Raw genomic sequence first — 24,689 nt, 5'->3', positions numbered from 1 at the left:
CCAGGCACAGCAGGCCCAGTGTAGGCGTTACCCATGGCAGATGGCGGACCAGGCGGTTGCCAGCGTGCCCCGCTCCTTCGGCGTCAGCAGGCCGAGATAGCGGTCCACGTAGGCCTGGCGCCGGAACGGCACCACGCTGAAATCCATCCCGACCCGCTGGCCGCGATCGGCCAATCCCGTCAGCACATGCCCGTAGAACAGCGCCCCGTCGACCACCGCGCAGACCGCGGCCAGCCCAAACGTAACGCCGAAATAGATCCCCCCGACCGACATGCCCGCCCCGCACCAGGAAACCCGCTTCTACCATTCCCCATTCCCGAATCCCCAATCCCGGCGTCTACGCGCGCTACAGCGCGCGTAGACGCTCGATCGCCGCATCCAGCGTCGCCTCGTTCTTGGCGAAGCACAGCCGCGCCAGGCGTTGACCCTGCGGCGGGTCCTGGTAGAACGGCGACAGCGGGATCGCCGCCACGCCCTTCTCGATGGTCAGCCACTTCACGAACTCGGTGTCGGGCAGGTCGCTCACCGCCGAATAATCCACCAACTGGAAATAGCCGCCCGGCACCGGCAGCGGCTTCAGTCGCGTGCCCAGCAACTGTTCGCGGAAGCGGTCGCGCTTGGCCTGATAGAACGCGCCGAGCTGCTCGTCGTGCTCGGGCTCCTCGCGGATCATCGCGGCGAAGGCGTGCTGGGCCGGGCCGAAGCTGGCGAAGGTGTTGTACTGGTGGACCTTGCGGAACTCGGCGCTGAGCGCCGGCGGCGCGATCGCGTAGCCGATCTTCCAGCCTGTGCAGTGGTAGGTCTTGCCGAAGCTGGAGACGACGAAGGCGCGCTCGCGCAACTCCGGCCAGCGCAGCACCGATTCGTGGCGGCGGCCGTCGAACACGATGTGTTCGTAGACCTCGTCGGAGATCAGGAAAATGTCGCTGCCGCGCAACAGCTCGGCCACGGCCTGCAGGTCGTCGGCGCCGAACATCGCCCCGGACGGGTTGTGCGGGCTGTTGAGCATCAGCAGGCGGGTGCGCGGGGTGATCGCCGCACGCACGCGCTCCCAGTCCACCGCGAACGTGTGCGGGTCCAGCGGCACGTGCACCGCACGCGCGCCGGCCAGGTCGATCGCCGGCTCGTAGCTGTCGTAGGCCGGATCCAGCACGATCACTTCCTCGCCCGGGCGCACCACGGCGTGGATGGCGTTGAACAGCGCCTCGGTGGCGCCGCTGGTGACGGTGACCTCGGTGTCGGCATCGACCTGGGCGCCATAGCAGCGCAGCGCCTTCTCGGCGATCGCCTGGCGCAGCGCCGGCACGCCGGTCATCGGCGGGTACTGGTTGTGGCCGTCGCGCATGGCGCGGTCCAGCGCCTCGATCAGCCGCGGCGGCACCGGGAAGTCGGGAAAGCCCTGACCCAGGTTGACCGCGCCGTGCTCGGCGGCCAGTTGCGACATCACGGTAAAGATGGTGGTGCCCACCTTGGGCAGCTTGGTCTGCGGATGCATGCGGGGGATCTGCGGGCAGCGGGAAAACGCCGAGTGTACGCAAAGCCGCTTGCCGGCGATGCGCCATAGCGCCGCCGCTCCGCTGGCGCAGCGCCGCGTGTGGCCGCCGCCGGCATCCGCCGGACGCCCGCATGCCGATACAATGCGCGCCTTCCCTTGCCGCCCGCCGCCGCGCCATCCGCCGCGGCCTTCGCCGATGACCGATCCGCTGTACACCCCGCCGCCGCTGCTGGCCGCGCACGGGCTCACGTTCGCCCGCGACGACGCCGCGGTGTTCGGTCCACTGGACTTCCACCTGGATGCCGGCGAAGCGCTGCTGGTGCAGGGCGACAACGGCGCCGGCAAGACCACCCTGCTGCGGGTGCTGGTCGGCCTGCTGCGCGCCGAGGCCGGGCGCATCGAGATCGACGGCCACCCGGTGCGTCGCGGCGACCGCGCCCGCTTCATGGCCTACCTGGGCCACCTGGGCGCGCTGAAGGCCGACCTGAGCACCCTGGAGAACCTGCACTACCTGTGCGGCCTGCAGGGGCGCCGCGCCAAGCAGATGCCCGGCAGCGCGCTGGCCATCGTCGGCCTGGCCGGCTACGAGGACACCCTGGTGCGGCAGTTGTCGGCCGGGCAGAAGAAGCGCCTGGCGCTGGCGCGGATGTGGCTGTCGCCGGCGCCGCTGTGGCTGCTTGACGAGCCCTACGCCAACCTCGACCTGGACGGCATCACCCTGGTCAACCGGATGATCGCCGCGCACCTGCGCAGCGGCGGCGCGGCCCTGGTCACCACCCATGGCGCCTATGCCGCGCCACCGGTGCGCACCCGCATGCTGACCTTGAGCGGAGTCGCCGCATGAGCCTGGCCACGCCCGTTCCTTCCCTCTGGCAAGCCACCCGCGCACTGCTGGTGCGCGACCTGCGCCTGCTGTGGCGGCGTCGCGGCGACGCGCTGCAGCCGGCGCTGTTCGCCCTGCTGATCGTGGCCCTGTTCGCGCTGGCGCTGGGCAACCAGCCGCGCCTGCTCGGCGAGGTGGCCGGCGCCGCGCTGTGGCTGGCGGTGCTGCTGGCCGGCCTGCTGGCGCTGGACAGCCTGTTCCGCAGCGACGCCGAGGACGGCTCGCTGGAGCAATGGCTGCTGGCGCCGGTGCCGCTGGCCTGGCTGGTCCTGGTGCGGGTGCTGCTGCACTGGGTCACCACCGCGTTGCCGCTGATCGTGGCCGCGCCGCTGCTCGGCGAATTGCTGCACCTGCCGCATGACCGCATGCCGGTGCTGCTGGCATCGTTGGCGCTGGGGACGCCGCTGCTGAGCCTGCTCGGCGCGGTGGTCGCGGCGCTGACGGTGGGCATGAAGCGCGCCGGCATCCTGGTCGCGCTGCTGGCCTTGCCGCTGTACGTACCGGTGCTGGTGTTCGGCGCGGGCAGCGTGGCGGCGGCGGCACAGGGCCTGGATCCGGCCGGCGGCCTGCTGTTGCTGGCCGCCGGCCTGGTCGCGGGCCTGGTGCTGGCGCCGTTGGCGGCGGCCGCGGCGATCCGCATCTCGCTGAGCTGAGCCTTTGGCGCAGCACCGGCGCGGCGGCGGCCGTACCATGCAAGCGCAGTGCTCCATCGCCGTTCCGTCGTTGTCGCATCGAATGTTGTCGCATCGAAGCCCGCCTCCCGCCAGCTAGAATCGTCCGCATGGCCTCTCTCGTCCGCTGGTTCCACCAACTCGGTTCGCCGCCGACCTTCGACCGCTTCGCGGCGCGCTGGACGCCGTGGTGCTACCTGGCCGCGTTGCTGCTGGCCGGCGTGGGCATCTGGCAGGCGCTGTTCGTGGTGCCGGCCGACCGCCTGCAGAGCGATGCCTTCCGCATCCTCTACATCCATGTGCCCAGTGCCTGGATGAGCCTGTTCGTGTTCGGCCTGATGGCCGTGTACGCGGCCATCGCCCAGGTGTGGCGGATCAAGCTGTGCGAGATCCTGGCAATGGCCTGCGCGCCGATCGGCGCCGCCTTCACCCTGATCACCCTGCTGACCGGCAGCATCTGGGGCAAGCCGATGTGGGGCGCCTGGTGGGACTGGGACCCGCGCCTGACCACCGAACTGATCCTGCTGTTCCTGTACATCGGCGTGATGGGCCTGTACCTGGCCATCGAGGACCGGCGCACCGCGGCGCGCGCGGCCGGGCTGCTGGCCATCGTCGGCGTGGTGCTGCTGCCGGTGATCCGCTATTCGGTGGTGTGGTGGAACTCGCTGCACCAGGGCCAGACCATCCGCCTGTTCGGCCAGTCCAGCATGGACCCGAGCATGTTGCCGCCGCTGTGGCTGATGGTGGCCGCGACCAAGTTCTGGTTCGCCGGCTCGCTGCTGGCGCGCGCGCGCGCCGACAACCTGCGCCGCGAGGCCGGCAAGGACTGGGTGACGCAGCTGGCGGAGGCGCGCGGATGAACTACCTGCCGTATGTGGTCGGCGCCTATGCGGTGTTCGCCGGCGTGCTGCTGGCCGATTTCGTGCTGGCGCGGCTGCAGGTGCGCGCTGCGCTGCGGGCGGCGCGGCTGCGCGCGCAACGCAAGCGCCAGGCCAAGGCCGAACCGGCGCCGCCGCTGGAGCTGAGCCGATGAATCCGCAGCGCAAGCGCCGCCTGCTGTGGCTGATGCTGCTGGTGCTGGCCGCCGGCCTGACCACCACCCTGGTGGCGATGGCCCTGCAGCGCAATACCGCCTACCTGTACACCCCGGCCGAGGTGCTGGCCGGCAAGACCGGCGCGCACGCGCGCTTCCGCCTCGGCGGCATGGTCGAGAAGGGCTCGTTCCAGCGCGCCCCTGGCGCGCTGCAGTCGCACTTCCGGGTCACCGACGGCGATGCGCAGCTCACCGTGCAGTACGACCGGATCCTGCCCGACCTGTTTCGCGAGGGCCAGGCGGTGGTGGCCACCGGCCGCATGCGCGACGGCGTGTTCGTCGCCGAGGACGTGCTAGCCAAGCACGACGAGACCTACATGCCGAAGGAACTGGCGGACAAGATGGGCAGCGCGCATCGCAAGCATGATGTGGGGGTGGCGCAGTGATGGCACGGACGGCGCGGGACCCGAACAGCCGGGACTCGGGACCCGGGGCCCGGGACCTGGAAAAGCGGTTGCACCGCGTCTGCGACGTTGTTGCGCATCCACTCATCGGAACTGGCACCGTCCGTTCTTGCTTCGCACGTATCCCGTCGCACCGCTCCCCGACCAACCAACAGACCTCGCATCTACGCTCTTCCGGGTCCCGGGTCCCGGGTCCCGGGTCCCGGCCGTATGCTTCCTGAGGTCGGCCAACTCCTGCTGATCCTCGCCCTGCTGACCGCCGTGCTGCAGGCGCTGCTGCCGCTCGCCGGCGCGCAGCGCGGCGATGCGCGCTGGATGGGCGTGGCGCGGCCGGCCGCGTTCGCGCAACTGGCCTTGGTGGCCGGCGCCTTCGCGATCCTCACCCATGCGTTCGTGACCCAGGACTTCTCGGTGGCCTACGTGGCCGAGAACTCCAATTCGCTGCTGCCGCTGATATACCGCTACTCGGCGGTGTGGGGCGCGCACGAGGGCTCGCTGCTGCTGTGGACGCTGATCCTGGCGCTGTGGACCGGCGCGGTCGCGCTGTACTCGCGGCGCCTGCCGGCCCCAGTGGTGGCGCGGGTGATCGGCACCCTGGCGCTGGTCAGCATCGGCTTCCTGGCGTTCCTGCTGTTCACCTCCAACCCGTTCGCGCGGCTGCTGCCGGCGCCGCTGGAAGGGCGCGATCTCAACCCGCTGCTGCAGGATCCCGGCCTGGTGATCCATCCGCCGCTGCTGTACGCCGGCTACGTCGGCTTCGCGGTGCCGTTCGCGTTCGCCATTGCCGCGCTGCTGGACGGCCAGGTGGACGCGCGCTGGCTGCGCTGGACGCGGCCGTGGACCAATGTGGCCTGGGGCTTCCTGACCATCGGTATCGCCCTCGGCAGCTGGTGGGCGTACTACGAACTGGGCTGGGGCGGCTGGTGGTTCTGGGACCCGGTGGAAAACGCCAGCTTCATGCCGTGGCTGGCCGGCGCGGCGCTGCTGCATTCGCAGGCGGTCACCGAGAAGCGCGGCAGCTTCGGCGCCTGGACCCTGTTGCTGGCGATCGCCGCATTCTCGTTGTCGCTGCTGGGCACCTTCCTGGTGCGCTCGGGCGTGCTGACCAGCGTGCACTCGTTCGCCGCCGATCCCGCCCGCGGCCTGTTCATCCTGGTGTTCCTGAGCCTGCTGTGCGGCGGCGCGCTGCTGCTGTACGCGCTGCGCGGCGGCCGCGTGGCGGCGGCGGCCGACGAGGCGCGGCAACGCTTCGCGCCGGCGTCGCGCGAGACCCTGCTGCTGGCCAACAACCTGCTGCTGACCTGCGCCTGCGCGATGGTGCTGCTGGGCACGTTGTATCCGCTGCTGGCCGATGCGCTGGACCTGGGCAAGCTGTCGGTGGGGCCGCCCTACTTCGGCACCTTGTTCATCGTGCTGATGGCGCCGCTGGTGGCGCTGCTGCCGTTCGGGCCGCTGACCCGCTGGCAGCGCGAACAGGCATCGCGGCCGCTGGCGCTGCTGGCGCCGTGGGCCGGCCTGGCGCTGCTGGCCGGCGCGATCGGCTTCTTCCTGGCACCGCAGGGCGCATGGAAGACCGCCGCCGGCGTCGCTGCCGCAACCTGGGTACTGCTGGGCACCGCGCGTTTCGTATGGAGCCGGCGCCGGCTCAAGGGCAGCCGCTTCACCGCCGAGATGCTGGGCATGACCCTGGCCCACACCGGCATCGCGGTGTTCCTGGCCGGTGCGCTGCTGGTCGAGGCCCTGGAGCAGCAGCGCGAAGTGGCGCTGGCGCCCGGACAGCACCTGGACCTGGGCCGCTACCGCTTCGAGCTGCAGGGGCTGGACCAGCGCAAGGGTCCCAACTACGTGGCCGAGCGTGCGCACGTGCAGGTGCTGCGCGACGATCGCCCGCTGGCGCTACTGCACCCGGAAAAGCGCCTGTACGCCAGCGGCGGCCAGAACATGACCGAGGCCGGCATCCACCCCGGCCTGTTCGGCGATGTCTACGTCGCCCTCGGCGAGCCGCTGGGCGGCAATGCCTGGGCGATGCGCGTCCACGTCAAACCCTTCGTGCGCTGGATCTGGCTTGGCGCGGCGCTGATGGCGCTGGGCGGTTTCGTCACCGCCGCCGACCGGCGCTTCCGTCGTTCCCCGGAGACCCCCTGATGTCCGCTCCCGCTCCACGTCGCCTGCCGCTGCCCGCCATCCTGCTGGGCGCCCTGTTCTTCCTCGGCCTGCTGGCGTTGATGGTGTATGCGGTGCAGCGCTCCGGCAGCGTCGATCGCGACGCGCTGCCCTCGGCACTGATCGGCAAGCCGGCGCCGGCGTTCGAACTGCCGCTGCTGCACGACGCCTCGATCCGCGTGCGCAGCAGCGAGTTGCTGGGCGCGCCGTACGTGCTCAACGTGTGGGGCAGCTGGTGCCCGGCCTGCCGCGAGGAACACCCGGTGCTGACCCGCTTCGCGCTGAGCAAGCGTGTGCGGGTGATCGGCTACGACTGGAAGGACAGCCGCGAGGACGCACTGCGCTGGCTGGAACAGCTCGGCAATCCGTTCCTGGCGGTGCTGTTCGATCCCGACGGGCGCACCGCGATCGACTGGGGCGTGGCCGCGGCGCCGGAGACCTTCCTGGTCGATGCGCGCGGCGTGGTGCGCTGGAAGCATGCCGGCCCGCTGACCGACCAGATCATCCGCGACGAACTGCTGCCGGCCTTGCAGCAGGCCGAGCGCGACGCCCCGCCGACCCGGGCGCAAGGCAAGGCCACGCCATGAGCCACGGCCGGCGTGCGCTGCGGCTGGGCCTGCTGGCGTTGCTGGCGTGGCCCACGCTGGCCGGTGCCGAACCGGTGTCCGATCCGACGCCGCTGGCCTACCGCTCCGCCGCCGAGGAAGCGCGCTTCCATGCGCTGACCGCCGAACTGCGCTGCGTGCAATGCCAGAACCAGTCGCTGGCCGATTCGCACGCGCAGATCGCCATGGACCTGCGCCGCGAAGTGCTGGAGCTCATACACCAGGGCAAGTCGGATGCGCAGATCAAGCAGTTCCTGGTCGATCGCTACGGCGAGTTCGTGCTGTACCGGCCGCAGCTGGAAGCACGGACCTGGCTGCTGTGGTTCGGCCCCTTGCTGCTGTTGGCCGGTGGCGCGGTGGTACTGATCCGGATGGTGCGCCAGCGCGCGCCAGCGACGACCGCGCTGCCGCTGCAGGACGAACAGGAATGGTGAGGCGATGCTGAGTTGGGGCATGTCGGCCGCGGCGGTGGCGCTGGCGGCGCTGGTCTTCGCGGTGGTGCTGTGGCCGCTGCGCGGCGGCGGGCGCAAGGGCGCGGTGCTGGCGGTGGCGGTACTGGCGCTGGGCGTGGCGACCGCAGCGCTGTACGCCCTGGTCGGCACGCCGCGTGCCTTGCAGGCGCAGAACCGCGAGGCGCCGCGCTCGCTGGAAGACGGCGTCAAGCAACTGCAGGCGGCACTGGCCAAGGATCCGAACCGGGCCGACGGCTGGGCCCTGCTCGGCCGCAGCCAGCTGTCGTTGGGGCACGCCAGCGAGGCCGCGGCCGCGTTCGAGCGTGCAGTGCGCCTGGCGCCGGAACAGGCGCCGTTGCTGATCGAAGCGGCCGAGGCGCGTGCGCTGGCCAACCCGCAACGGCAGTTCGACGACCAGGCGCTGGCGTGGCTGCAGCACGCCCTGCAACTGGCACCGGGCAGCGAACGCGGCGCCTGGTTCCTGGGCATCGCCCAGCGCCAGCGCGGCCAGGACGCGGCCGCGGCCGCCACCTGGGAAGCCCTGTTGCCACGCGTGGACACGGCCACCGCCGCGGCGCTGCGGCCGCAGATCGACGCGGCGCGCAGCGCGGCCGGCCTGCCCGCGCTGCCCGCTACCGGCACCGCGGCCGCCACGGCGCAGCCTGACAAGGCGCCGGCGAGCGCCGGCCTGACCGTGGCGGTGTCGCTGGATCCGGCGTTCGCCGCACGCGTACGCCTGCGCGGCGACGCCAGCGTGTTCGTGATCGCGCGCGTGCCGGGCGGCCCACCGATGCCGGTGGCGGTGCAGAAACATCCGCTGCAGGCACTGCCGCTGCGGGTGACGCTGAGCGATGCGGACAGCCCGATGCCGACGCAGAAACTCTCGCAGCTCCAGCAAGTGCAGGTCGTGGCGCGGCTGTCGGCCAGCGGCAACGCGATGCGCCAGGAGGGCGACCTGGAATCGGCGCCGGTGACGGTGACCCTGCCGGCGACCGCGCCGGTGGAGCTGGTGATCGGCAAGCCTTAGTCGCTCCGACATGAGTGCAGGAGGGGCGCTTGTCTTTGAGCCTTGCCGCGCGAGCCCGGTCTCGGGCAGAGCGGGCCTGTGACAACGACGAGAGGCCTACGCGTAGAAGCGGCTCTTGTCTCCTTCGGAATCAGCATGAGCTGAAATGCCGGTCGCGACTGAAGGGCACTTCTAATCCCTAGGAGAGCCCCAGCTTCAGCCGCGACAGGTATTGCCGGTAAAGCCCGTCGCGGCTGAAGCCGCTCCTACGAGGCGACACCTTATCGAGCGTGACCTTATCGCGCGTGGTCATGGCGAACGCGGATGATGAGAGCCGGCACTGCGCAGCTGGCGGATTCCATCGCCATCGACACGCTGCATCTCGCACCACGCATACGCGGATGCGCAATGGCGCGGCTAGAATCGGCGCATGACCGAATTCATCCCGCCCGGCAGCCGCTTCCTCGCCCTGCCCTCGCCGTTCCCGATGAAGCGCGGCGGCCAGCTGCATGGCGCGCGGGTCGCCTACGAAACCTGGGGCATGCTGTCGGCCGCACGCGACAATGCGATCCTGATCGTCACCGGGCTGTCGCCCGATGCGCATGCCGCGGCCAACGCCGACGATCCCACGCCCGGCTGGTGGGAAGGCATGCTCGGCCCGGGCAAGCCGATCGACACGCAGCGCTGGTTCGTGATCTGCGTGAACTCGCTGGGCAGTTGCAAGGGCTCGACGGGGCCCGCCTCGCCGCACCCGGACGACGGCCAACCGTATCGCCTGCACTTCCCCGAGCTGTCAATCGAGGATGGCGCCGATGCCGCTGCGCAGGTGGTGCGGGCATTGGGCATCGCGCAGTTGGCCTGCGTGATCGGCAACTCCATGGGCGGCATGACCGCGCTGGCGCTGCTGCACCGGCATCCCGGCCTGGCGGGCAGCCACATCAACATTTCCGGCAGCGCGCAGGCACTGCCGTTCTCGATCGCGATCCGCTCGCTGCAGCGCGAGGCGATCCGGCTGGACCCGAACTGGAACGGTGGCGACTACGACGAAGCGACCTATCCCGAGTCGGGCATGCGCATGGCGCGCAAGCTCGGCGTGATCACCTATCGCTCGGCGCTGGAATGGGACGGCCGCTTCGGCCGCGTCCGCCTGGATTCGGACCAGACCGACGACGATCCGTTCGGCCTGGAGTTCCAGGTCGAAAGCTACCTGGAAGGCCACGCCCGCCGCTTCGTGCGCCGTTTCGACCCGAACTGCTATCTGTACCTGAGCCGCTCGATGGACTGGTTCGACCTGGCCGAGCCCGCCGGCGGCGACGTGCTCGCCGGTCTCGCCACGATCCGCGTCGAGCGCGCGCTCGCGATCGGCGCCAACACCGACATCCTGTTTCCGGTGCAGCAGCAGCAACAGATCGCCGACGGCCTGCGCGCTGGTGGCGCACAGGCGCAGTTCCTGGGTCTGGATTCGCCACAAGGGCACGACGCGTTCCTGGTCGATTTCGCGCGGTTCGGGCCGGCGGTGCGGGAGTTTCTGGACGCGTTGTGAGTGGTACGGCGTGCTGGCCGCACCACCCCCTCATGCGGTGCCTTGCGATGCCGTCATCGTCATCGGTCGAGATGGGCCTACCCGGAGACGCATCCCATTCGGTGAGTTGAGCTCATTCCGAACACCATCCCAACTTGCAGATCGCTCGCGAGTAGGCAATACCGCGGCCGTACGCGCTGACCATCCGAATGCCGGCGACAGACGAGCTGCCACCGGCAAGAGCGGGAGCACGGCAAATTCTTTGCCGTGCTCCCGCCGATCGTTGCAGCAGAACGCCGGCAACGACGAATCAGTTGAACCTTGCCATGTCTGCCAACGCCGTGTTCTGAATCAGCGTCTCGCCATCGAACTCGAAGTAGCGGCCATAGGCGGTGATCACCTCATGCCGGTTGTTCTTGAGCTCGCGGGTGTCGAACTTGCATGCCTCGCCTGCCGGCCCGTACCAGCAGATCTGCTGGTAGCGCGCCACGCTCTGCAACGGGCCTGAAGCAAGCAGCTTGCCGTTCGCATCCCACATCCAGTACTGCCCGTAGGCGTTTACCGACTCGACCAGCCCGCCCCACTCCGGAAACACGACCAAGGAACGGGTGTCGAACACGCAGAGATTCTTCCCCTTGCAGGGGCCAGCAGCATACCGTGGGACGTCTTTCAGCTCACCGCCCTGCGGACCGAATGGCTGTCCGTTGGCATCGAAATTCCAATAGCGGCCGTAAGCGGTGATTGACTCCAGATAACCAACGCCCGGGTAATTGACCTCAGTGCGGGTTTCGAATTTACACACATCCTGAATATTAACAAATTCCGTACAAGGACCGGCTGCAGCGACATAACGCGGCACGCTGCTCAATGGCGTTGGCCTGGCCGCGAGTTGCCCCTGTGCGTCGAACTTCCACAGATTACCGTAGGCAGTGACGGACACGGCACCATCGGGTGCTTCAGCCATGCTGTCCAACGTACATTCCGTGATTTGGAGCGAATCGCCACCAAAATTGTATAAGCACGGGCCAGGAACTTTGCCACTGCCTACTATCGAACGCGCCCAATTGACTGCAGCCTCCGCGTTAAGCAGACCTGCCCCACATCGATTGCCTTCGCACACCATTGGCGTCGCAGTGCGCTGCAGAATGTCCCTGATCTGATCGGGCGTCAGACTAGGATTCACAGACAGCATCAGTCCGATCACTCCACTGACGTGTGGTGCCGACATGGACGTACCCGAAAGATAACGATAACACGAAGTCAATCCATTGCCATTATTCATCGCCCAAGCAGAAAGCACACCAACTCTCGTTGTGCTGTTTCCCTGCGAAATCCGATTAACTATTACTGGACAATCCCCCACCCCAGCGCCATAGACCCCTTCATCACGGGTAGCGCCACCACCGGGCGCCATCAACGTCAAGGAAACCCCGCCATTCGTGTAAGGAGCCTCAAGATTCATCTGGTCGGTTGCGCCGACAGAGATAACTCCAGGACAAGAGGCTGGCCGCACTTTGTCTACATCCACCCAGGAGGCGGAAGCACCTTGGTCGTAAGTTATTCCTGGCGCGTTATGGTTGCCAGCCGACGCAACAATCGAGACGCCTGCAGCATGTGCTTGGGCAATGGCGAGATTGGTATAATTATAGTTACCACAGGTCATGTTAGCTTCCGCCAGACTTAGATTGATGACTCTGGCACCGGACTGGACAGCTTGTTTGATTGCAGCAGCGAGAGCATCGTCCGATAAGGGCGAATTGACTTTTCTAGACAGGATTTCGCATTGCGGGCATACCCCAGCAATTCCTTGGCCATTCTGCGTTTTTGCAGCAATGATGCCCGCAACATGAGAGCCGTGTGAGAACTCCCCATCCTCTCTCCCTTGGTTCCTATCACTGGACCAAGAAAAGTACAGATCCTTTCCATTCCCGTCCTTGGCCCAATTGATATCCTGATGTCCCGAGTACCCAGAATCGATCACAGCGACGCGAATCCTCTGGCCATTCGCCGGTGCCAATGCCCAGGCTTGCGGTGCGCGAATCGCGGACAGATTCCACTGCTGCGCAGAAAGCGGATCGTTGGTGGGCGCCTGTGCATGCACTGCACCACTCAATATCAGCCCTGCCATCACCCCCAAGCGCACCAGGGCCGACAGACATTTGTTTACGAACATTGTTCCAGGCATAAGTGAAACTCCTTTTCTCCGATGGGCAACCCCCTGTCGCCCGGCAATCCGGAAAAACTGACAACCGCTTCGTGGTGTTCGTTCCGCATCACCGACCGTCGCGGAATTCTAGAGCGGCGACGTCTCACAGGCCGACACTGACGGCGCGTTGTATACCATCAGAGAATCTCGTCTCAGTTGCCATCGTTCTGCAACACATATGCTTGAGGATTGCCGCCATGCGTGGCAGGTGTGCGCCGCGCTTCACCAGTCACGCTGCGCGTGTCTCACACCGTGTCATCGCCCGACACCTCGACGCTGCGCACGAGCCGCCCCTCCTGCAACCGATAGCGCACATGCACCACGCCGGCGGGCAGCGCATCGTGGCTGATCAGCAGCAGGCTGCGCTGGCCCAATGTCTGGGCTAGGTCGCGCAGCAGCGCCTGCGCGGTGTCCACGTCCAGGCCTTCGGTGGGTTCGTCCAGCACCAGCAGCGGCGCCTCGCGCAACAGGGCGCGAGCCAGGGCCAGGCGCCGCGCCTGGCCGGCGGACATGGTGGCGCCGTTCTCGCCGAGCCAGGCGTCGAGGCCGCCGACTTCGTGCAGCCAGACGTCGAGCCGCACGTCGGCCAACACGCGCTGTAGCCGCGCATCGTCGGCCGTGGGATCGCCCAGGCGCAGGTTGTCGCGCACACTGCCGGCGAACACCGGGGCGCCCTGCGGCAACCAGGCGATGCGACGGTGCCACTGTGGCTCGGCGACCTCGCGCAGGTCCACGCCGGCATAGCGGACGCTGCCCTGTTGCGGATCCCACAGCCGCAGCAGCAACGCCGACAAGGTGGTCTTGCCGCTGCCGCTGTCGCCGGAGATGGCGATGCGCTCGCCCGGGGCGATGCGCAGGGTCGCGCCATCGAGCACGCGCCGGGTCTCGCCCGGCCAGGCGAACACCACGTTGTCGAACTGCACCTCACCCGTGGCCGGCAGCGCCTGCGGTTGCGCCGGATCGAGCACCGGCGGGGCCTGCCCGGCGATCGCCTGCAAGCGCCGCGCGGCGACGCGGCCGGACTGCAGCGCCTGCCAGGCCAGGCCGGCCCCGGCCCACACCTCGAGCAGGGCCACGGTCAGAAATACCAGGCCGGCGGCCTGTTCGGCGCCGATCGCGTCGGTGCGGGCCGCACCCAGCGCCACCCACAGCATCGCCAGCAGGCCCAGCGCCGCGCACAGCGCGTGCAAGGCGTTGCCGCCGATCAGCCGCTGCCGCTGGCGCCGGTCCTCGGCGCGCAGTGCCTGTGCGCTGGCGTCCACGCGCGCGATCCAGGCGGCCTGCGCCTCGAGCGCGGCCAGGTCGGCGGCGCCCTCCAGGCCTTCGTAGGCCAGCGTGCGCAAGGCTTCGCGCTGCTGCGCGCGTGCGTGTTCGCGCGCTTCGCCGCCGCGCGCCACTACCCACGGCACGCCAAGCCCGATCGCCAAGGCCAGCGCGGCCAGCACCAGCGCTGCAGGCCAGTGGATCGCGGCGGCCGCGGCGATGCCGATCGCGCCGACCCCGAGCAGGGCCGCCAGTGGCGCCAGCGCACGCACCACTAGGCCATCGACCTCGCCGATGTCCGACATCAGCCGCGCCAGCAATTCGCCGGTGCGGCTGGCGCCGAGCCGTGCCGGCGCCAGCGGCAGCGCGCGGCGGAAGAACCACACGCGCAGGTCGCGGGCGATGCGCAGGGTGGCGTCGTGCCCCACCAGCTTTTCGCCGTAGCGCGAGGCGATGCGCGCGAAGGTCAGTGCGCGGATGCCGGCCGACGGCGAGAAGAAGTTGAAACCGCTGCCCATGCCGACCGCGCCGGCCAGCGCCGCGGCGGTGAGGAAGCCGCCGGAGAGGCCGAGCAGCCCGACCCCGGCCAGCATCGTGCACAGCACCAGCAGCGCGGTCAGCAGCAACCGGCCGAGATGGCGGCCGAACACGCCGCGCAAGGTATTGCGCTTGGTACCGCTCATGACCGCGCTCCCTGCGCCGTGGTGGATGCGTCGCGTGCCGGCAGCCGCAGCACGGTGTCGGCCCAGCGCATCGCCGCCTCGCTGTGGGTGGCGACGATCACGCTGCGGCCGTGGGCGAAGACCGCCAGGGTGCGCAGCAATTCCGCTTCGGTTTCCGCATCCAGGAACGCAGTCGGCTCGTCCAGCAACAGCAGCTCGGGATCGCGCAGCAGTAGCCGCGCCAGGCCGATGCGCCGCGCCTCGCCGCCGGACAGGCCGAAGCCGCGCTCGCCGATCGGCGTATCCAGTCCCTGTGGCAGGCGTGCGGCGAAACGCAGCACCTGCGCCGCCTCGGCCGCCGCGCGCACCTGCGCATCGCTGGCCTGCGGATTGGCCAGGCGCAGGTTGTCGGCGATGCTGCCGTGGAACAGATACGGGCGCTGCCCGGCGTAGCCGATGCGCAGGCCCGCGCGCACCTGCAGGCTGCCGGCACGCGGCGGCAGCCACCCGGCCAAGGCTTCCAGCAGGGTGCTCTTGCCGCTGCCGCTGGGCCCGACCAGGGCCAGGCGCTGGCCGGCATGCAGCTCGAAATGCAGTTCCTGCACCGCATCGCAGCGCGCACCCAGCGGCCGCAGGTGCAGCGCGCGCGCCTGCAGCAGTGGTGCCGCGCGCGACGGGACGACGGCGGGCGCGGCATCGATAGCGGCATCAGCATGGTTCGACGTGGCGGCGTCCTCCGCACGCGCTACCGGCGCATCCGTGGCCTGCGGCAGGCCTTCCAGCAGGCGCTCCACCTCCGCCGCCGCGGCCAGCGCATTGGCGCGGTCGTGGTAATGCGCGGCCAGGCGCCGCAGCGGCGCGTAGAACTCCGGCGCCAGCAGCAGGCAGAACACGCCGGTGCCCAGGGTCGGCACGCTGCCGTGCAGGGCGATCATGCCGAGATAGCTCAGGCCCAGGTACAGCGCGACGATGGCGACACTGACCGAGGCGAAGAACTCCAGCACGGTGGACGACAGGAACGCGATGCGCAGCACTTTCAGCGTGCGCTCGCGCACACCCTCGGCGGCAGCGGCGATCCCGCGCAGTTCGTCGTCGCCGCGCCCGTACAGGCGCAACAGGCCCAGGCCCTTGAGCCGATCGGCGAAGTGCCCGCCCATCCGCGCCAGCTCGCGCAACTGACGGCGGCCGGCGGCTTCGGCGCCCCAGCCCACCAGCATCATGAAGATCGGCACCAACGGCGCGGTGAACAGCAGGATCAGGCCGACCACCCAGTCGCTCCACGCCACCGCCATCACGATCAACAGCGGCACCACGCTCACTTCCCAGCGGGCCGGCCGGTAGCCGGCGTAGTAGCCGTCCAGCGCATCGCCATGCGCCAGCAGCAGCTCGCCCAGTTCGCCGTTGCGCTGCCCGCGCAACCACAGCGCCCCGCGCTGCAGCAGCTGCCGGTACACGCGCCGGCGCAGCTCGAGTTTCGCCGCATCGGCGACGTCGCCGGCGGCGCGCTGCGCTGCGGCGCCGAGCCCGGCGCGCAGCGCCAACACCAGCGCCAGCAGGCCGAAGGCCGGTAGCGCCTGCACCAGTTCGCGGCGATCCACCAGCAGCGCCTGCACCAGCCAGGCGATGGCGCCGGCCTGCACGATCAGCAGCGCGCCGGACACGCTGATGGCCGCCGCGGCCAGGCGCTGGCGGCCGCGCGCCGCCGCGGCCAGGGCATCCAGCCAACGCATGCGCTGCTGCCGCTGTTGCGGCGTGTCGGCGGGCGGTGCGGCGGACGGCTCGGCGGCGGTCAAAACGGGCTCGGCACGGCGAACGAAGCCGCCAGTTTAGCGGGGAAGGCGCTTCCGGGCTGGAACCGCCGTGGCCGCCACGATGCCGGGCACCCCGGTTCCGCACATTGATCTGAATCAAGGTCGAGCGCGCCGGCGCGGCGGAAGATCGCCTCCAATCTCCCGCCCACTCGGCCACCCAGATGCACATCTTCCATGAGGTAGCACAGCCATGATCGACACCACTGTCGTAGAGCTGTCGCGGCTGCAGTTCGCCATGACCGCGATGTACCATTTCCTGTTCGTCCCGCTCACCCTGGGCCTGTCCTTCATGATCGCGATCATGGAGAGCGTGTACGTCATGACCCGCAAGGACGTATGGCGGCGCATGACCCTGTTCTGGGGCGTGCTGTTCGGCATCAACTTCGCGATGGGCGTGGCCACCGGCATCGTCATGGAGTTCCAGTTCGGCATGAACTGGTCCTACTACAGCCACTACGTCGGCGACATCTTCGGTGCGCCGCTGGCGATCGAAGGGCTGATGGCGTTCTTCCTGGAAGCGACCTTCATCGGCCTGTTCTTCTTCGGCTGGAGCAAGCTCACGCCGGTCAAGCACCTGATGGTGACCTGGCTGATGGCGCTGGGCACCAACCTGTCGGCGGTGTGGATCCTGATCGCCAACGGCTGGATGCAGAACCCGACCGGCGCGGTGTTCAACCCGGACACCATGCGCATGGAAGTGGTCGACTTCATGGCGGTGGTGTTCAACCCGGTAGCGCAGGCCAAGTTCGTGCACACGGTCAGCGCCGGCTACGTGACCGGCGCGGTGTTCGTGATGTCGATCAGCGCGCTGTACCTGCTGCGCGGCAAACACCGCGACATCGCCCGGCGCTCGTTCGCGGTGGCCGCCGCGTTCGGTCTGGCCTCCTCGCTGTCGGTGGTGGTGCTGGGCGACGAGAGCGGCTACGCCGCCAACGAACACCAGAAGATGAAGCTGGCGGCGATCGAAGCGATGTGGGAGACCGAGCAGGCGCCGGCCGACTTCACCGCCTTCGGCATCCCCAACCAGGCTACCGGCAGGAACGACTACGCGATCAAGGTGCCGTACCTGATGGGCCTGATCGCCACGCGCTCGTTGAACACGCCGGTGCCGGGCATCCTGGAGCTGGTCAAGCGCGCCGAGCATCGCGTGCGCGGCGGACAAATCGCCTATGGCGCGCTGCAGCGGCTCAAGGCCAACCGCAACGACGCCGAGGCGCGGGCGGTGTTCGACAAGCACTGGCAGGACCTGGGCCACGGCCTGCTGCTCAAGCGCTACCGCGAGGACATCCTCAACGCCACGCCAGAAGAGATCGCCAAGGCCGCGCTGGACACGGTGCCGCGGGTGCTGCCGCTGTTCTGGACGTTCCGGGTGATGGCCGGGCTGGGCTTCTACCTGATCGCCTTCTTCGCCGCCGCGCTGTGGTTCTCGTGCAAGCACAACTTCGAGGACAAGCACTGGTTCCTGAGGCTGGCGGTGTGGACCCTGCCGGCGCCGTGGATCGCGATCGAATGCGGCTGGTTCGTCGCCGAGTACGGCCGCCAGCCGTGGGCGGTGGAAGGCGTGCTGCCGACCTTCTATGCCGCCTCCGGCCTGGCCCTGCACGACATCCTGATCACCCTTGGCGGCTTCGTGGCGATCTACACCACGCTGCTGATCATCGAGATCAAGCTGATGCTCAAGACGATCCGCAAGGGACCGGACGCCCCGCCCGCCCTGCTGCAGCCCACCCCGCGTCCCGTTACCCCGATCGCCGCACCTGCGGCCGCCGGCCACCTCTGACCCCGGCAGGAGACACACCATGGACTTCATTGCATTGGACTACACCACGCTGCGCGTGATCTGGTGGCTGCTGCTGGGCATCCTGCTGATCGGCTTCGCAGTGATGGACGGATTCGACCTGGGCGTCGGCGCGCTGCTGCCGTTCGTGGCCAGGAGCGACGCCGAACGCCGACTGGTGGTGAACACCATCGGCCCGGTCTGGGAAGGCAACCAGGTCTGGCTGGTGCTCGGCGGCGGCGCGATCTTCGCCGCCTGGCCGCCGCTGTACGCGGTCAGCTTCTCCGGCTTCTACCTGGCCATGTTCGTGATCCTGTTCGCGCTGATCCTGCGTCCGGTCGGGTTCAAGTTCCGCGGCAAGCTGCCCAGCCAGCGCTGGCGCACCAGTTGGGATTGGGCGCTGTTCGTCGGCGGCTTCATCCCGGCGCTGATCATGGGCGTGGCGGTGGGCAACGTCGTGCTGGGCGTGCCGTTCCACTTCGACGACACCCTGCGGGTGTTCTACACCGGCAGCTTCTTCGGCCTGCTGATGCCGTTCGCCCTGCTCGCCGGCCTGCTCAGCGTGAGCATGCTGGTGGCGCACGGCGCGGCGATGCTGGTGCTGAAGACCGACGGCCCGGTGGCCGAGCGCGCGGCGCGCTACGGCAGCGTCGCCGCCCTAGTGGCCTGTGCGCTGTTCGCCGGCGCCGGGGTGTGGGTGGCCACCGGCCTGCCCGGCTACGCGGTCACCTCGCAGGTAGTCACCGACGGCGCCACCAACCCGCTGCTGAAGACCGCCGTGCTGGGCGAGGTCGGCGGCTGGATGCACAACTACCAAAGCATGCCCCTGACTGCCCTGGCCCCGGCCGCCGGCCTGCTCGGCCTGCTGCTCAGCGCAGTGCTGCTGCGCAAGCGCCGCGGCGGCCTGGCGTTCATCGCCTCCGGTGCGGCCATCGCCGGCATCATCCTGACCGTGGGCTTTGCGCTCTTCCCGTTCCTGCTGCCGTCCTCCAGCCAACCGGGCTCCAGCTTGACCGTGTGGGACGCCTCCAGCAGCCACCTGACCCTGTGGATCATGCTGCTGGCCACCGTGGTGTTCCTGCCGATCATCCTCGGCTACACCACCTGGGTATACCGCGTGCTGAAGGGCAAGGTCACCGCCGCTTCCCTGGACGACAACCCCAACGCGTACTGACGCGCCCGCAAGGAGAAACGATCATGTGGTACTTCGCCTGGATTCTCGGTGTCGGCCTGGCCTCCACCGCCGCCATCCTCAACGGCATGTGGTTCGAGGCCCGCGAGCGCAACGCCGCGGATGCCGCCACCGACGCGGCCGACGCAACGGACTGAAATTTTTTTGCAAAGGCGCTTGCCGAATGCGGAAGACCTCCGTATCATGTGCGGCTCCTTCGGGGTGTAGCTCAGTCTGGTAGAGCGCTACGTTCGGGACGTAGAGGTCGCAGGTTCGAATCCTGTCTCCCCGACCAGTTTCAAGGTCACAAGAAGCCTGGAAAACCACAGTTTTCCGGGTTTTTTTGTGCCTGCGATCCGGCACCGGCCACGCGACGCGGCAACTGCCGCTCGCCGCCCCCTCTTGGGCAGCAGACCTTGACGACCGGGCCTGGCGTCTCGCCACAATGGCCACGGGGAACCGGCGCATTCATCACGACCTGCGTCTTCGGCGACGTGCCGAGCCGAGGCCGCGGGCATGTCCGTTTCGACACTCACGACTCGGACAAACGGACACAAGACACCATGAAACTGCACGCGGCACTCTGCCTCTCACTGATCGCTTTTTACTGCGCGCCGGCGGCCGCGGTGACCGAAACCGACAAGCTGGTGGATCGGATCGGCGTTCAAGGCAGCACCGTCTACTTCAGCCTCAAGGACGCGCTGTCGGTCAGCTGCAAGTTCGACATCGTCTCTCAGCCTCAGCGACGATTTCGGCAAAGCCGCCTATGCAAACATCCTGGCTGCACAGACCGCGGGCAAGAAGCTTTCGCGCCTGGAATACGCGCAATCCGCCCCGGGCGAAGTCTGCACGCTCTCGCTGGTGGAATCGCGCAGCTGACCTGTGCCGACCGCGGCCGCGCTCAGCGCAGCCGCGCCTTCAGCAGCGGCCGCAACAGGTAGTTGAGCACGCTGCGTTTGCCGGTGAGGATGTCGACCTCGGCGACCATGCCGGGGATGATCGGCAGCGCTTCGCCGCCGCGCTGCAACTGACTGCCGTCGGTCCGGATCAGCACCTGGTAGAACGATTCCTTGCCTTGCGGCGTCTGCTCCTCGATGGTGTCGGCGCTGATCTGCTCGACCGTGCCGCTGAGCTCGCCGTAGATGGTGTAGTCGTAGGCAGTGATCTTGACCCGCGCGTTCATGCCCGGCACCAGGAAGGCCACGTCGCGCGGCTTGATCCTGGCCTCCACCAACAACCGCTCCTCCACCGGAATGATCTCCATGATCGGTTCGCCCGGCGGGATCACGCCGCCGCGGGTATTGATCAGCACGGTGTTCACCCGCCCACGCACCGGCGACAGGATCTCGGTCCGGCGCAACTGGTCGTGGCGCTGGCGCACGATCGGCTCCAGTGCGCTCAGATCGGCCTTGCGCTGCGCCAGTTCGGTGTAGGCCTCCTGGAAATAGGTGTTGCGCAACTCGCCGAGGCGGCCCTGCAAGGTAGCGATGTCCTGGCTGAGCTTGAGCGCTTCGACTTGGCTGACCGCGCCGCGGGCCACCAGCGGCCGCACGATGTTCAACTGGTCCTGGGCCAGGCGGATCTGCCGCTGGATCGCCTGGCTGCCTTCGGCCAGCTTGCTGCGGCGCGACTCGAACAGGTCGCGCTCGGAACGCTGCAAGGCCTAATTGTCGGCGACCTGCGCCGGAAACGCGATGCTGGGCTTACCCAGCACCTCGGCTTCCAGTCGCGCGATCGCCGCATGCAGCACCTGCTCCTGGTTGACCGACTCCTGGTAGTTGGACAGGAAGTGGGTGCGCTCCAGCCGCACGAGCGGCTGTCCCGGCTTGACCAGTTCGCCCTCCTGCACCAGCAAGCGATCCAGGATCCCGCCTTCCAGGCTCTGGATCTTCTGCATGCGGCTGTAGGGCACCACGCGGCCGTCGCCGCGGGTGACTTCATCCAGTTCGGCCCAGGCCGCCCATCCCAGGAAGATGGCCACCGTGGCCAGCACGGTCCACAACAAGGGCCGATACAGCGGATGGGTGGAGGCCAGCAGCGGATCGGACAGGCGCCGCCGCAGTGCGATCGAGCTGCGCTCAGCCATGGCCGCCCGCCAATGCCGTTGCCGGCGCATGGACCCGGTTGCCCTGCAGCACCTGCTCCACCGGCCCGTCCACCACCACCCGCCCCTGCCGCAACACCACCGCGCGCTGGGTCAGTTCGAGCATGCTGCGCTTGTGCGTGCTCAGCACCAGCGTGCGCGTGCCGAGCCAGCGCTGCAGGTAGGCGATGACCAGTTGCTCGCTGTGCTGGTCGAAGGCCGCGGTGGGTTCGTCGAGCAGCACTACGCTGGGGTCCTGCAGCAGCAACCGCGCCAGGCCCAGCGCCTGCCGCTGTCCGCCGGAAAGACTGGTGTTGCCCTGGATCGGCAGGTCCAGGCCGAACGGATGCGCGCGCACGAACGTGCCCAGCCCCACCCCGTCCAGCGCCGCGTACAGTTCCTCGTCGCCCAGCGCCGCGCCGTGCAGGTTGAGGTTGTCGCGCAGGCTGCCGTGGAACAGTGCCACGTCCTGCGGCAGGTAGCCGATGTTGCGCATGCGGTCGGCCGGGTCGATCTGCGCGATCGCCACGTCATCGAGCAGCAGCCGGCCTGATTGCGCATCGAGCAGGCCGGCCAGCAGCCGCAACAGGGTGGACTTGCCGGCGCCGTTGCCGCCGAGCACAGCCACGCGCTCGCCGGCGCCGATCCGCAGTGCCTGTACCTCCAGCGCCGGCGGTTGCTCGCCATGGCGCAGCGTCACCGCGTCCAACCGGTAGTCGCCCTGCAGCCGCAGCTTGTGCACGAAGCGCTTGCCGGGCGGACGCTCCTGCGCCGCACCCAGCAACTGGTCCAGGCCTTCCATCGCCACGCGGGTGTGCTGCCAGCGCCCAAGCACTGCGGCCGCCTGCCCCAGCGGCGCGATCGCGCGTGCGGCCAGCAGCGAGCAGGCCACCAGGGCGCCGACAGTCATCTGCCCCTGCTGGATGCGATAGACGCCGAACACCACCACGCCGACGTAGGCCAGTTGCTGCACCACCGAAGCGGCGTAGCTGAGCGCGGTGGTCAGCGAATGGGTCTTCATCGCCGAGGCCGCCAGTTGCGCGGTCAGGCCTTCCCACAAGCCCTGGCAGCGGCCCTCCGCACGCGCGGCCTTGATCGACTCCAGATGTTCGAACGCCTCCAGCAACAGGCCGTTCTTCATCGCGCCCTCGCGCAGGTTCTGCCGCGACAGCTCGCCAAGCAGGCGCTGCGCCAGCAGCCCGGGCAGCACCATCAGCACGCAGGCGACCAGGGGCACCCACACCACGTGGCCGCCGATCAAGGCGATGATGGCCAGGAAGATCGCCACGAACGGCAGGTCGCTGATCAGCGCCGCGCTGGAAGTGGTGTAGAACTCGCGCACCGACTCGAACTCGCGCACCTGGGTGCTGAACGCGCCCATCGACCCCGGCTTGGCCGCCATGCGCATGGCCAGCACGCGCGAGAACAGCAGCGTGGACAACTGCAGGTCCAGGCGTTTGCCCAGCACCGCCAGCAACTGCCCGCGCAGGGTGCGCAACATGCCTTCCAGCACGATCGCCAGGACCACGCCGCTGGCCAGGATCCACAAGGTGTCGAAGGCCGCGTTGGGCACCACGCGGTCGTACACCTGCATCGCGAACAGGGCCGTGGCGATCGCCAGCAGGTTGGCGACCATCGCCGCCGTCGCCACTTCGGCATAGGAGCGCCACAGTTTCTTCAGCGGACCGTAGAACCAGTGTTCCGAGCCACTGCCGGCGTAGCCGCCGATGCGTCCATCGTCGCGAAAGCGCGGTTTGGCGAACACGGCAGAGCCGCTATACAGCCGCTCCAGTTCGGACAGCGGCATGGCCTGCTCGCCACCACTGGCATGCGGCAGCAGCACCCGCGCCTGCTCCGACGCGATCGCCTCCAGCAGCAAGGTGCGGCCATCGTGCAGCAACAGTAGCGCCGGCAACAGATAGCCGTCCATGCCCGATAGTGGGTAGTCCAGCACGTCGGCATTGAGATCGGCCCGGCGCAAGGCGCGGGGGACCAGATGCAGCGGCAGCCGTCCCTGCTCCAACGCAATGCCGTCCACCAGTTCGGCATCGGTCAATGGCCGTCCCAGGCGTTGGCACAACAACACCAATCCGGGCCGCAACCCGTCCACCGCCGCAGCCGCGTGCGGCGCCCCGATGGGCACCACCGAATCGCCGTCAGCCTGCATGCGCACCCTCCCGAAACATGGCCCGCAATGCGCCCACCTGCGCCGCGGCGCGGAAGCGCAGGCGCTTGCGCTCGATCCGCAGCGCGATCAACTGACGTTCGGCCTCCAGGCGCTCGCGCTGCACGTTGAGCAGTTCGATCACCTCGCGCCGGCCCACGCTCAACTGTTCGCGGTACAGCTCGGCCACCTCCACCGCCTGTTGCGCCTGTTGCAGCAGCGCCTGCTCGCGTCCGTGCAGCGCCTCGCCGGCATCGGCCAGGGTCTGCACCATCCGAAGGACCTCGCGGCGTGCGGCATCCAGGTTCCACTGCGCCGCTTCCAGGCGCTGCCGCGCGGCCTGCGGGCGCAGGAACGTGGACATCCCCTGGAACACGTCCATGCTCAGGCGCAACGAAATCGTCGAATCGTTCTGCAGTCGCCCGCCGACGTCGCGGCGCAGCGCCCCGGCTTCCAGATTCAATTGCGGTTTCAACGCCGCGCGTGCCTCGCGCACCTCCGCCTCGGCGGCACGGACTTGCTCGTTGGCCTTGCGCAGCAGCGGCGAGGCGTCCACCGTGCGCGGCAACTGCGCCGGTGCCAGTTGCGGCAGCTCCGGCAGTTCCGGTTCGAGCAGATCCTCGGCCTCGGTGCCGACCAGCAGACGGAACTGGTTCCGCACCTCCTGCAGCGTGCCCTGCTCGGACGCCAACTGGTCCTGGCCGCGCGCCAGCTCCAGGCGCGTGCGTTCCAGTTCGCTGCGATCGGCGTAGCCGCCGCTGCGCGCTTCGCTGAGTTCGGCGATGGCCTGCAGGCGGTGCAGGTGCTCCTGCACCGCCTGCAACCGCCGCTGCGCCAGCAGCACATCCAGATACACCTCCACGATCGCCAGCGCGGCATCGTCGGCAGCGACCTCCACCGCCGCGTCCTCTCCATGCTGGCGCGCGCGCGCCGCCGCCACCCGGCTCGACACCCGCCCCCAGTCGTACAGCATCTGCGAGAGACTGACGTCGTAGACCACCTCGCTCGGATCCATCGCCTTGGGTCCGGCGCCCACCGACAACGCCGGGTAGTAGCCGCTGCGCGCGATGCGCACGTCGGTGGCCGCGCGTGCCGCCTCAGCCATCGCCGCGCGCAGTTGCGGCTCGCTGCTCAACCCCTGCTGCACCGCCTGGGTCAGCGACATGGCCCAGGCGCCGGGCGACAACGCAAGCAGCAGCCAGGCGCCGACGATCGCCATCCGGCGTGGCCGGCGCATGCGCCGGCCGTGCGTGCAGGA

Annotated in this window: 23 protein-coding genes and 1 tRNA gene; 15 read left to right on the top strand and 9 right to left on the bottom strand. The window is 68.9% G+C overall.

Annotated elements, in window-relative coordinates:
• Positions 1 to 27: 27 nt before the first annotated feature.
• Together GGR71_RS08030 and GGR71_RS08025 are read right to left on the bottom strand one after the other, a co-directional pair.
• Positions 28 to 273, bottom strand: coding sequence for a hypothetical protein (locus tag GGR71_RS08030; protein ID WP_456362596.1), 246 nt, complete (start codon positions 271 to 273; stop codon positions 28 to 30).
• A 73-nt stretch (positions 274 to 346) separates the two neighbouring features.
• Positions 347 to 1,495 carry a pyridoxal phosphate-dependent aminotransferase gene (locus tag GGR71_RS08025; RefSeq protein ID WP_160962296.1) on the bottom strand — a complete coding sequence of 383 codons (1,149 nt, stop codon included), beginning with the start codon at positions 1,493 to 1,495 and terminating at the stop codon, positions 347 to 349.
• A gap of 196 nt (positions 1,496 to 1,691) precedes the next feature.
• Between GGR71_RS08025 and ccmA the strand changes: the two genes are divergently transcribed.
• From ccmA to metX, 10 genes are all read left to right on the top strand, one after another.
• Positions 1,692 to 2,339 (top strand): heme ABC exporter ATP-binding protein CcmA, encoded by a 648-nt coding sequence (gene ccmA / locus GGR71_RS08020; protein ID WP_010343781.1) that lies wholly within the window; start codon positions 1,692 to 1,694, stop codon positions 2,337 to 2,339.
• Complete coding sequence (gene ccmB / locus GGR71_RS08015; protein WP_048488885.1) at positions 2,336 to 3,031, top strand: heme exporter protein CcmB; 696 nt, start codon at positions 2,336 to 2,338, stop codon at positions 3,029 to 3,031. Before ccmA ends, ccmB begins: the two co-directional genes overlap by 4 nt.
• A 128-nt stretch (positions 3,032 to 3,159) precedes the next feature.
• A complete protein-coding gene (ccmC, locus tag GGR71_RS08010) occupies positions 3,160 to 3,909 on the top strand; it encodes a heme ABC transporter permease CcmC (RefSeq protein ID WP_010343777.1) in 750 nt (249 codons plus the stop codon).
• Positions 3,906 to 4,082: a heme exporter protein CcmD gene (ccmD, locus tag GGR71_RS08005; RefSeq protein ID WP_017915657.1), complete on the top strand. Its 177-nt coding sequence runs from the start codon at positions 3,906 to 3,908 to the stop codon at positions 4,080 to 4,082. The genes ccmC and ccmD overlap by 4 nt, the downstream gene beginning before the upstream one ends.
• Positions 4,079 to 4,528, top strand: coding sequence for a cytochrome c maturation protein CcmE (gene ccmE / locus GGR71_RS08000; protein WP_160962294.1), 450 nt, complete (start codon positions 4,079 to 4,081; stop codon positions 4,526 to 4,528). Before ccmD ends, ccmE begins: the two co-directional genes overlap by 4 nt.
• Before the next feature lie 228 nt (positions 4,529 to 4,756).
• Complete coding sequence (locus GGR71_RS07995) at positions 4,757 to 6,691, top strand: heme lyase CcmF/NrfE family subunit (protein ID WP_160962292.1); 1,935 nt, start codon at positions 4,757 to 4,759, stop codon at positions 6,689 to 6,691.
• Positions 6,691 to 7,296: a DsbE family thiol:disulfide interchange protein gene (locus tag GGR71_RS07990; RefSeq protein WP_160962290.1), complete on the top strand. Its 606-nt coding sequence runs from the start codon at positions 6,691 to 6,693 to the stop codon at positions 7,294 to 7,296. The genes GGR71_RS07995 and GGR71_RS07990 overlap by 1 nt, the downstream gene beginning before the upstream one ends.
• Entirely contained in the window at positions 7,293 to 7,748 is a 456-nt protein-coding gene (locus GGR71_RS07985) for a cytochrome c-type biogenesis protein (protein ID WP_160962288.1), read from the top strand. Before GGR71_RS07990 ends, GGR71_RS07985 begins: the two co-directional genes overlap by 4 nt.
• 4 nt (positions 7,749 to 7,752) lie before the next feature.
• Positions 7,753 to 8,793: a tetratricopeptide repeat protein gene (locus GGR71_RS07980; RefSeq protein WP_160962286.1), complete on the top strand. Its 1,041-nt coding sequence runs from the start codon at positions 7,753 to 7,755 to the stop codon at positions 8,791 to 8,793.
• A 409-nt stretch (positions 8,794 to 9,202) separates the two neighbouring features.
• Positions 9,203 to 10,315 (top strand): homoserine O-acetyltransferase MetX, encoded by a 1,113-nt coding sequence (metX, locus tag GGR71_RS07975; protein WP_160962284.1) that lies wholly within the window; start codon positions 9,203 to 9,205, stop codon positions 10,313 to 10,315.
• A gap of 289 nt (positions 10,316 to 10,604) precedes the next feature.
• On the opposite strand, the gene GGR71_RS07970 is transcribed toward metX, so the two are convergent.
• The 3 genes from GGR71_RS07970 to cydD form a co-directional block, all read right to left on the bottom strand.
• Positions 10,605 to 12,467: a S8 family peptidase gene (locus GGR71_RS07970; protein WP_160962282.1), complete on the bottom strand. Its 1,863-nt coding sequence runs from the start codon at positions 12,465 to 12,467 to the stop codon at positions 10,605 to 10,607.
• A gap of 278 nt (positions 12,468 to 12,745) precedes the next feature.
• A complete protein-coding gene (gene cydC / locus GGR71_RS07965; protein ID WP_184451793.1) occupies positions 12,746 to 14,446 on the bottom strand; it encodes a thiol reductant ABC exporter subunit CydC in 1,701 nt (566 codons plus the stop codon).
• Complete coding sequence (gene cydD, locus GGR71_RS07960) at positions 14,443 to 16,218, bottom strand: thiol reductant ABC exporter subunit CydD (RefSeq protein WP_160962278.1); 1,776 nt, start codon at positions 16,216 to 16,218, stop codon at positions 14,443 to 14,445. The genes cydC and cydD overlap by 4 nt, the downstream gene beginning before the upstream one ends.
• A 208-nt stretch (positions 16,219 to 16,426) precedes the next feature.
• Here cydD and GGR71_RS07955 point away from each other — a divergent pair, with 208 nt between their 5' ends.
• From GGR71_RS07955 to GGR71_RS07935, 5 genes are all read left to right on the top strand, one after another.
• The gene (locus GGR71_RS07955) at positions 16,427 to 18,016 is read left to right on the top strand and encodes a cytochrome ubiquinol oxidase subunit I (RefSeq protein WP_160962276.1); all 1,590 of its coding nucleotides are present in this window, start codon (positions 16,427 to 16,429) and stop codon (positions 18,014 to 18,016) included.
• Positions 18,017 to 18,035: 19 nt separating this feature from the next.
• The gene (gene cydB / locus GGR71_RS07950; protein WP_160962274.1) at positions 18,036 to 19,187 is read left to right on the top strand and encodes a cytochrome d ubiquinol oxidase subunit II; all 1,152 of its coding nucleotides are present in this window, start codon (positions 18,036 to 18,038) and stop codon (positions 19,185 to 19,187) included.
• A 23-nt stretch (positions 19,188 to 19,210) separates the two neighbouring features.
• The gene (gene cydX, locus GGR71_RS07945; RefSeq protein WP_160962272.1) at positions 19,211 to 19,342 is read left to right on the top strand and encodes a cytochrome bd-I oxidase subunit CydX; all 132 of its coding nucleotides are present in this window, start codon (positions 19,211 to 19,213) and stop codon (positions 19,340 to 19,342) included.
• Positions 19,343 to 19,402: 60 nt separating this feature from the next.
• Positions 19,403 to 19,479, top strand: a tRNA-Pro gene (locus GGR71_RS07940).
• Between the two features lie 268 nt (positions 19,480 to 19,747).
• The gene (locus GGR71_RS07935) at positions 19,748 to 20,125 is read left to right on the top strand and encodes a hypothetical protein (RefSeq protein WP_237474479.1); all 378 of its coding nucleotides are present in this window, start codon (positions 19,748 to 19,750) and stop codon (positions 20,123 to 20,125) included.
• Here GGR71_RS07935 and GGR71_RS07930 read toward each other — a convergent pair.
• Genes GGR71_RS07930 through GGR71_RS07920 form a run of 4 tightly spaced genes read right to left on the bottom strand, consistent with a single transcriptional unit; the run spans position 20,086 to position 24,668 of the window.
• Complete coding sequence (locus tag GGR71_RS07930; RefSeq protein ID WP_237474477.1) at positions 20,086 to 20,844, bottom strand: HlyD family efflux transporter periplasmic adaptor subunit; 759 nt, start codon at positions 20,842 to 20,844, stop codon at positions 20,086 to 20,088. The two genes, GGR71_RS07935 and GGR71_RS07930, sit on opposite strands and share 40 nt — an antisense overlap.
• Before the next feature lie 3 nt (positions 20,845 to 20,847).
• On the bottom strand, positions 20,848 to 21,270 hold the full coding sequence (locus GGR71_RS21025; protein ID WP_237474476.1) for a putative HlyD family type I secretion protein: 423 nt from the start codon (positions 21,268 to 21,270) through the stop codon (positions 20,848 to 20,850).
• Positions 21,263 to 23,434, bottom strand: coding sequence for a type I secretion system permease/ATPase (locus GGR71_RS07925; RefSeq protein WP_160962270.1), 2,172 nt, complete (start codon positions 23,432 to 23,434; stop codon positions 21,263 to 21,265). Before GGR71_RS07925 ends, GGR71_RS21025 begins: the two co-directional genes overlap by 8 nt.
• Positions 23,424 to 24,668: a TolC family protein gene (locus GGR71_RS07920; protein ID WP_237474475.1), complete on the bottom strand. Its 1,245-nt coding sequence runs from the start codon at positions 24,666 to 24,668 to the stop codon at positions 23,424 to 23,426. Before GGR71_RS07920 ends, GGR71_RS07925 begins: the two co-directional genes overlap by 11 nt.
• Positions 24,669 to 24,689: the final 21 nt, after the last annotated feature.

The sequence above is a fragment of the Xanthomonas sp. F1 genome (genome assembly GCF_014199855.1).
Note: the sequence above shows the minus strand (reverse complement) of the source record. Positions and strands in the feature narration are given on the sequence as shown.

Coding starts and splice junctions, on each gene's coding strand:
- GGR71_RS07955 (WP_160962276.1), top strand. CDS start 16,427: ATGATCGACACCACTGTCGTAGAGCTGTCGCGGCTGCAGTTCGCCATG.
- ccmA (WP_010343781.1), top strand. CDS start 1,692: ATGACCGATCCGCTGTACACCCCGCCGCCGCTGCTGGCCGCGCACGGG.
- ccmE (WP_160962294.1), top strand. CDS start 4,079: ATGAATCCGCAGCGCAAGCGCCGCCTGCTGTGGCTGATGCTGCTGGTG.
- GGR71_RS07985 (WP_160962288.1), top strand. CDS start 7,293: ATGAGCCACGGCCGGCGTGCGCTGCGGCTGGGCCTGCTGGCGTTGCTG.
- cydB (WP_160962274.1), top strand. CDS start 18,036: ATGGACTTCATTGCATTGGACTACACCACGCTGCGCGTGATCTGGTGG.
- GGR71_RS08030 (WP_456362596.1), bottom strand. CDS start 273: ATGTCGGTCGGGGGGATCTATTTCGGCGTTACGTTTGGGCTGGCCGCG.
- GGR71_RS07980 (WP_160962286.1), top strand. CDS start 7,753: ATGCTGAGTTGGGGCATGTCGGCCGCGGCGGTGGCGCTGGCGGCGCTG.
- ccmD (WP_017915657.1), top strand. CDS start 3,906: ATGAACTACCTGCCGTATGTGGTCGGCGCCTATGCGGTGTTCGCCGGC.
- ccmC (WP_010343777.1), top strand. CDS start 3,160: ATGGCCTCTCTCGTCCGCTGGTTCCACCAACTCGGTTCGCCGCCGACC.
- GGR71_RS07935 (WP_237474479.1), top strand. CDS start 19,748: ATGAAACTGCACGCGGCACTCTGCCTCTCACTGATCGCTTTTTACTGC.
- GGR71_RS07920 (WP_237474475.1), bottom strand. CDS start 24,668: ATGCGCCGGCCACGCCGGATGGCGATCGTCGGCGCCTGGCTGCTGCTT.
- ccmB (WP_048488885.1), top strand. CDS start 2,336: ATGAGCCTGGCCACGCCCGTTCCTTCCCTCTGGCAAGCCACCCGCGCA.
- GGR71_RS07990 (WP_160962290.1), top strand. CDS start 6,691: ATGTCCGCTCCCGCTCCACGTCGCCTGCCGCTGCCCGCCATCCTGCTG.
- GGR71_RS21025 (WP_237474476.1), bottom strand. CDS start 21,270: ATGGCTGAGCGCAGCTCGATCGCACTGCGGCGGCGCCTGTCCGATCCG.
- cydX (WP_160962272.1), top strand. CDS start 19,211: ATGTGGTACTTCGCCTGGATTCTCGGTGTCGGCCTGGCCTCCACCGCC.
- metX (WP_160962284.1), top strand. CDS start 9,203: ATGACCGAATTCATCCCGCCCGGCAGCCGCTTCCTCGCCCTGCCCTCG.
- GGR71_RS08025 (WP_160962296.1), bottom strand. CDS start 1,495: ATGCATCCGCAGACCAAGCTGCCCAAGGTGGGCACCACCATCTTTACC.
- GGR71_RS07995 (WP_160962292.1), top strand. CDS start 4,757: ATGCTTCCTGAGGTCGGCCAACTCCTGCTGATCCTCGCCCTGCTGACC.
- cydC (WP_184451793.1), bottom strand. CDS start 14,446: ATGAGCGGTACCAAGCGCAATACCTTGCGCGGCGTGTTCGGCCGCCAT.
- GGR71_RS07925 (WP_160962270.1), bottom strand. CDS start 23,434: ATGCAGGCTGACGGCGATTCGGTGGTGCCCATCGGGGCGCCGCACGCG.
- GGR71_RS07970 (WP_160962282.1), bottom strand. CDS start 12,467: ATGTTCGTAAACAAATGTCTGTCGGCCCTGGTGCGCTTGGGGGTGATG.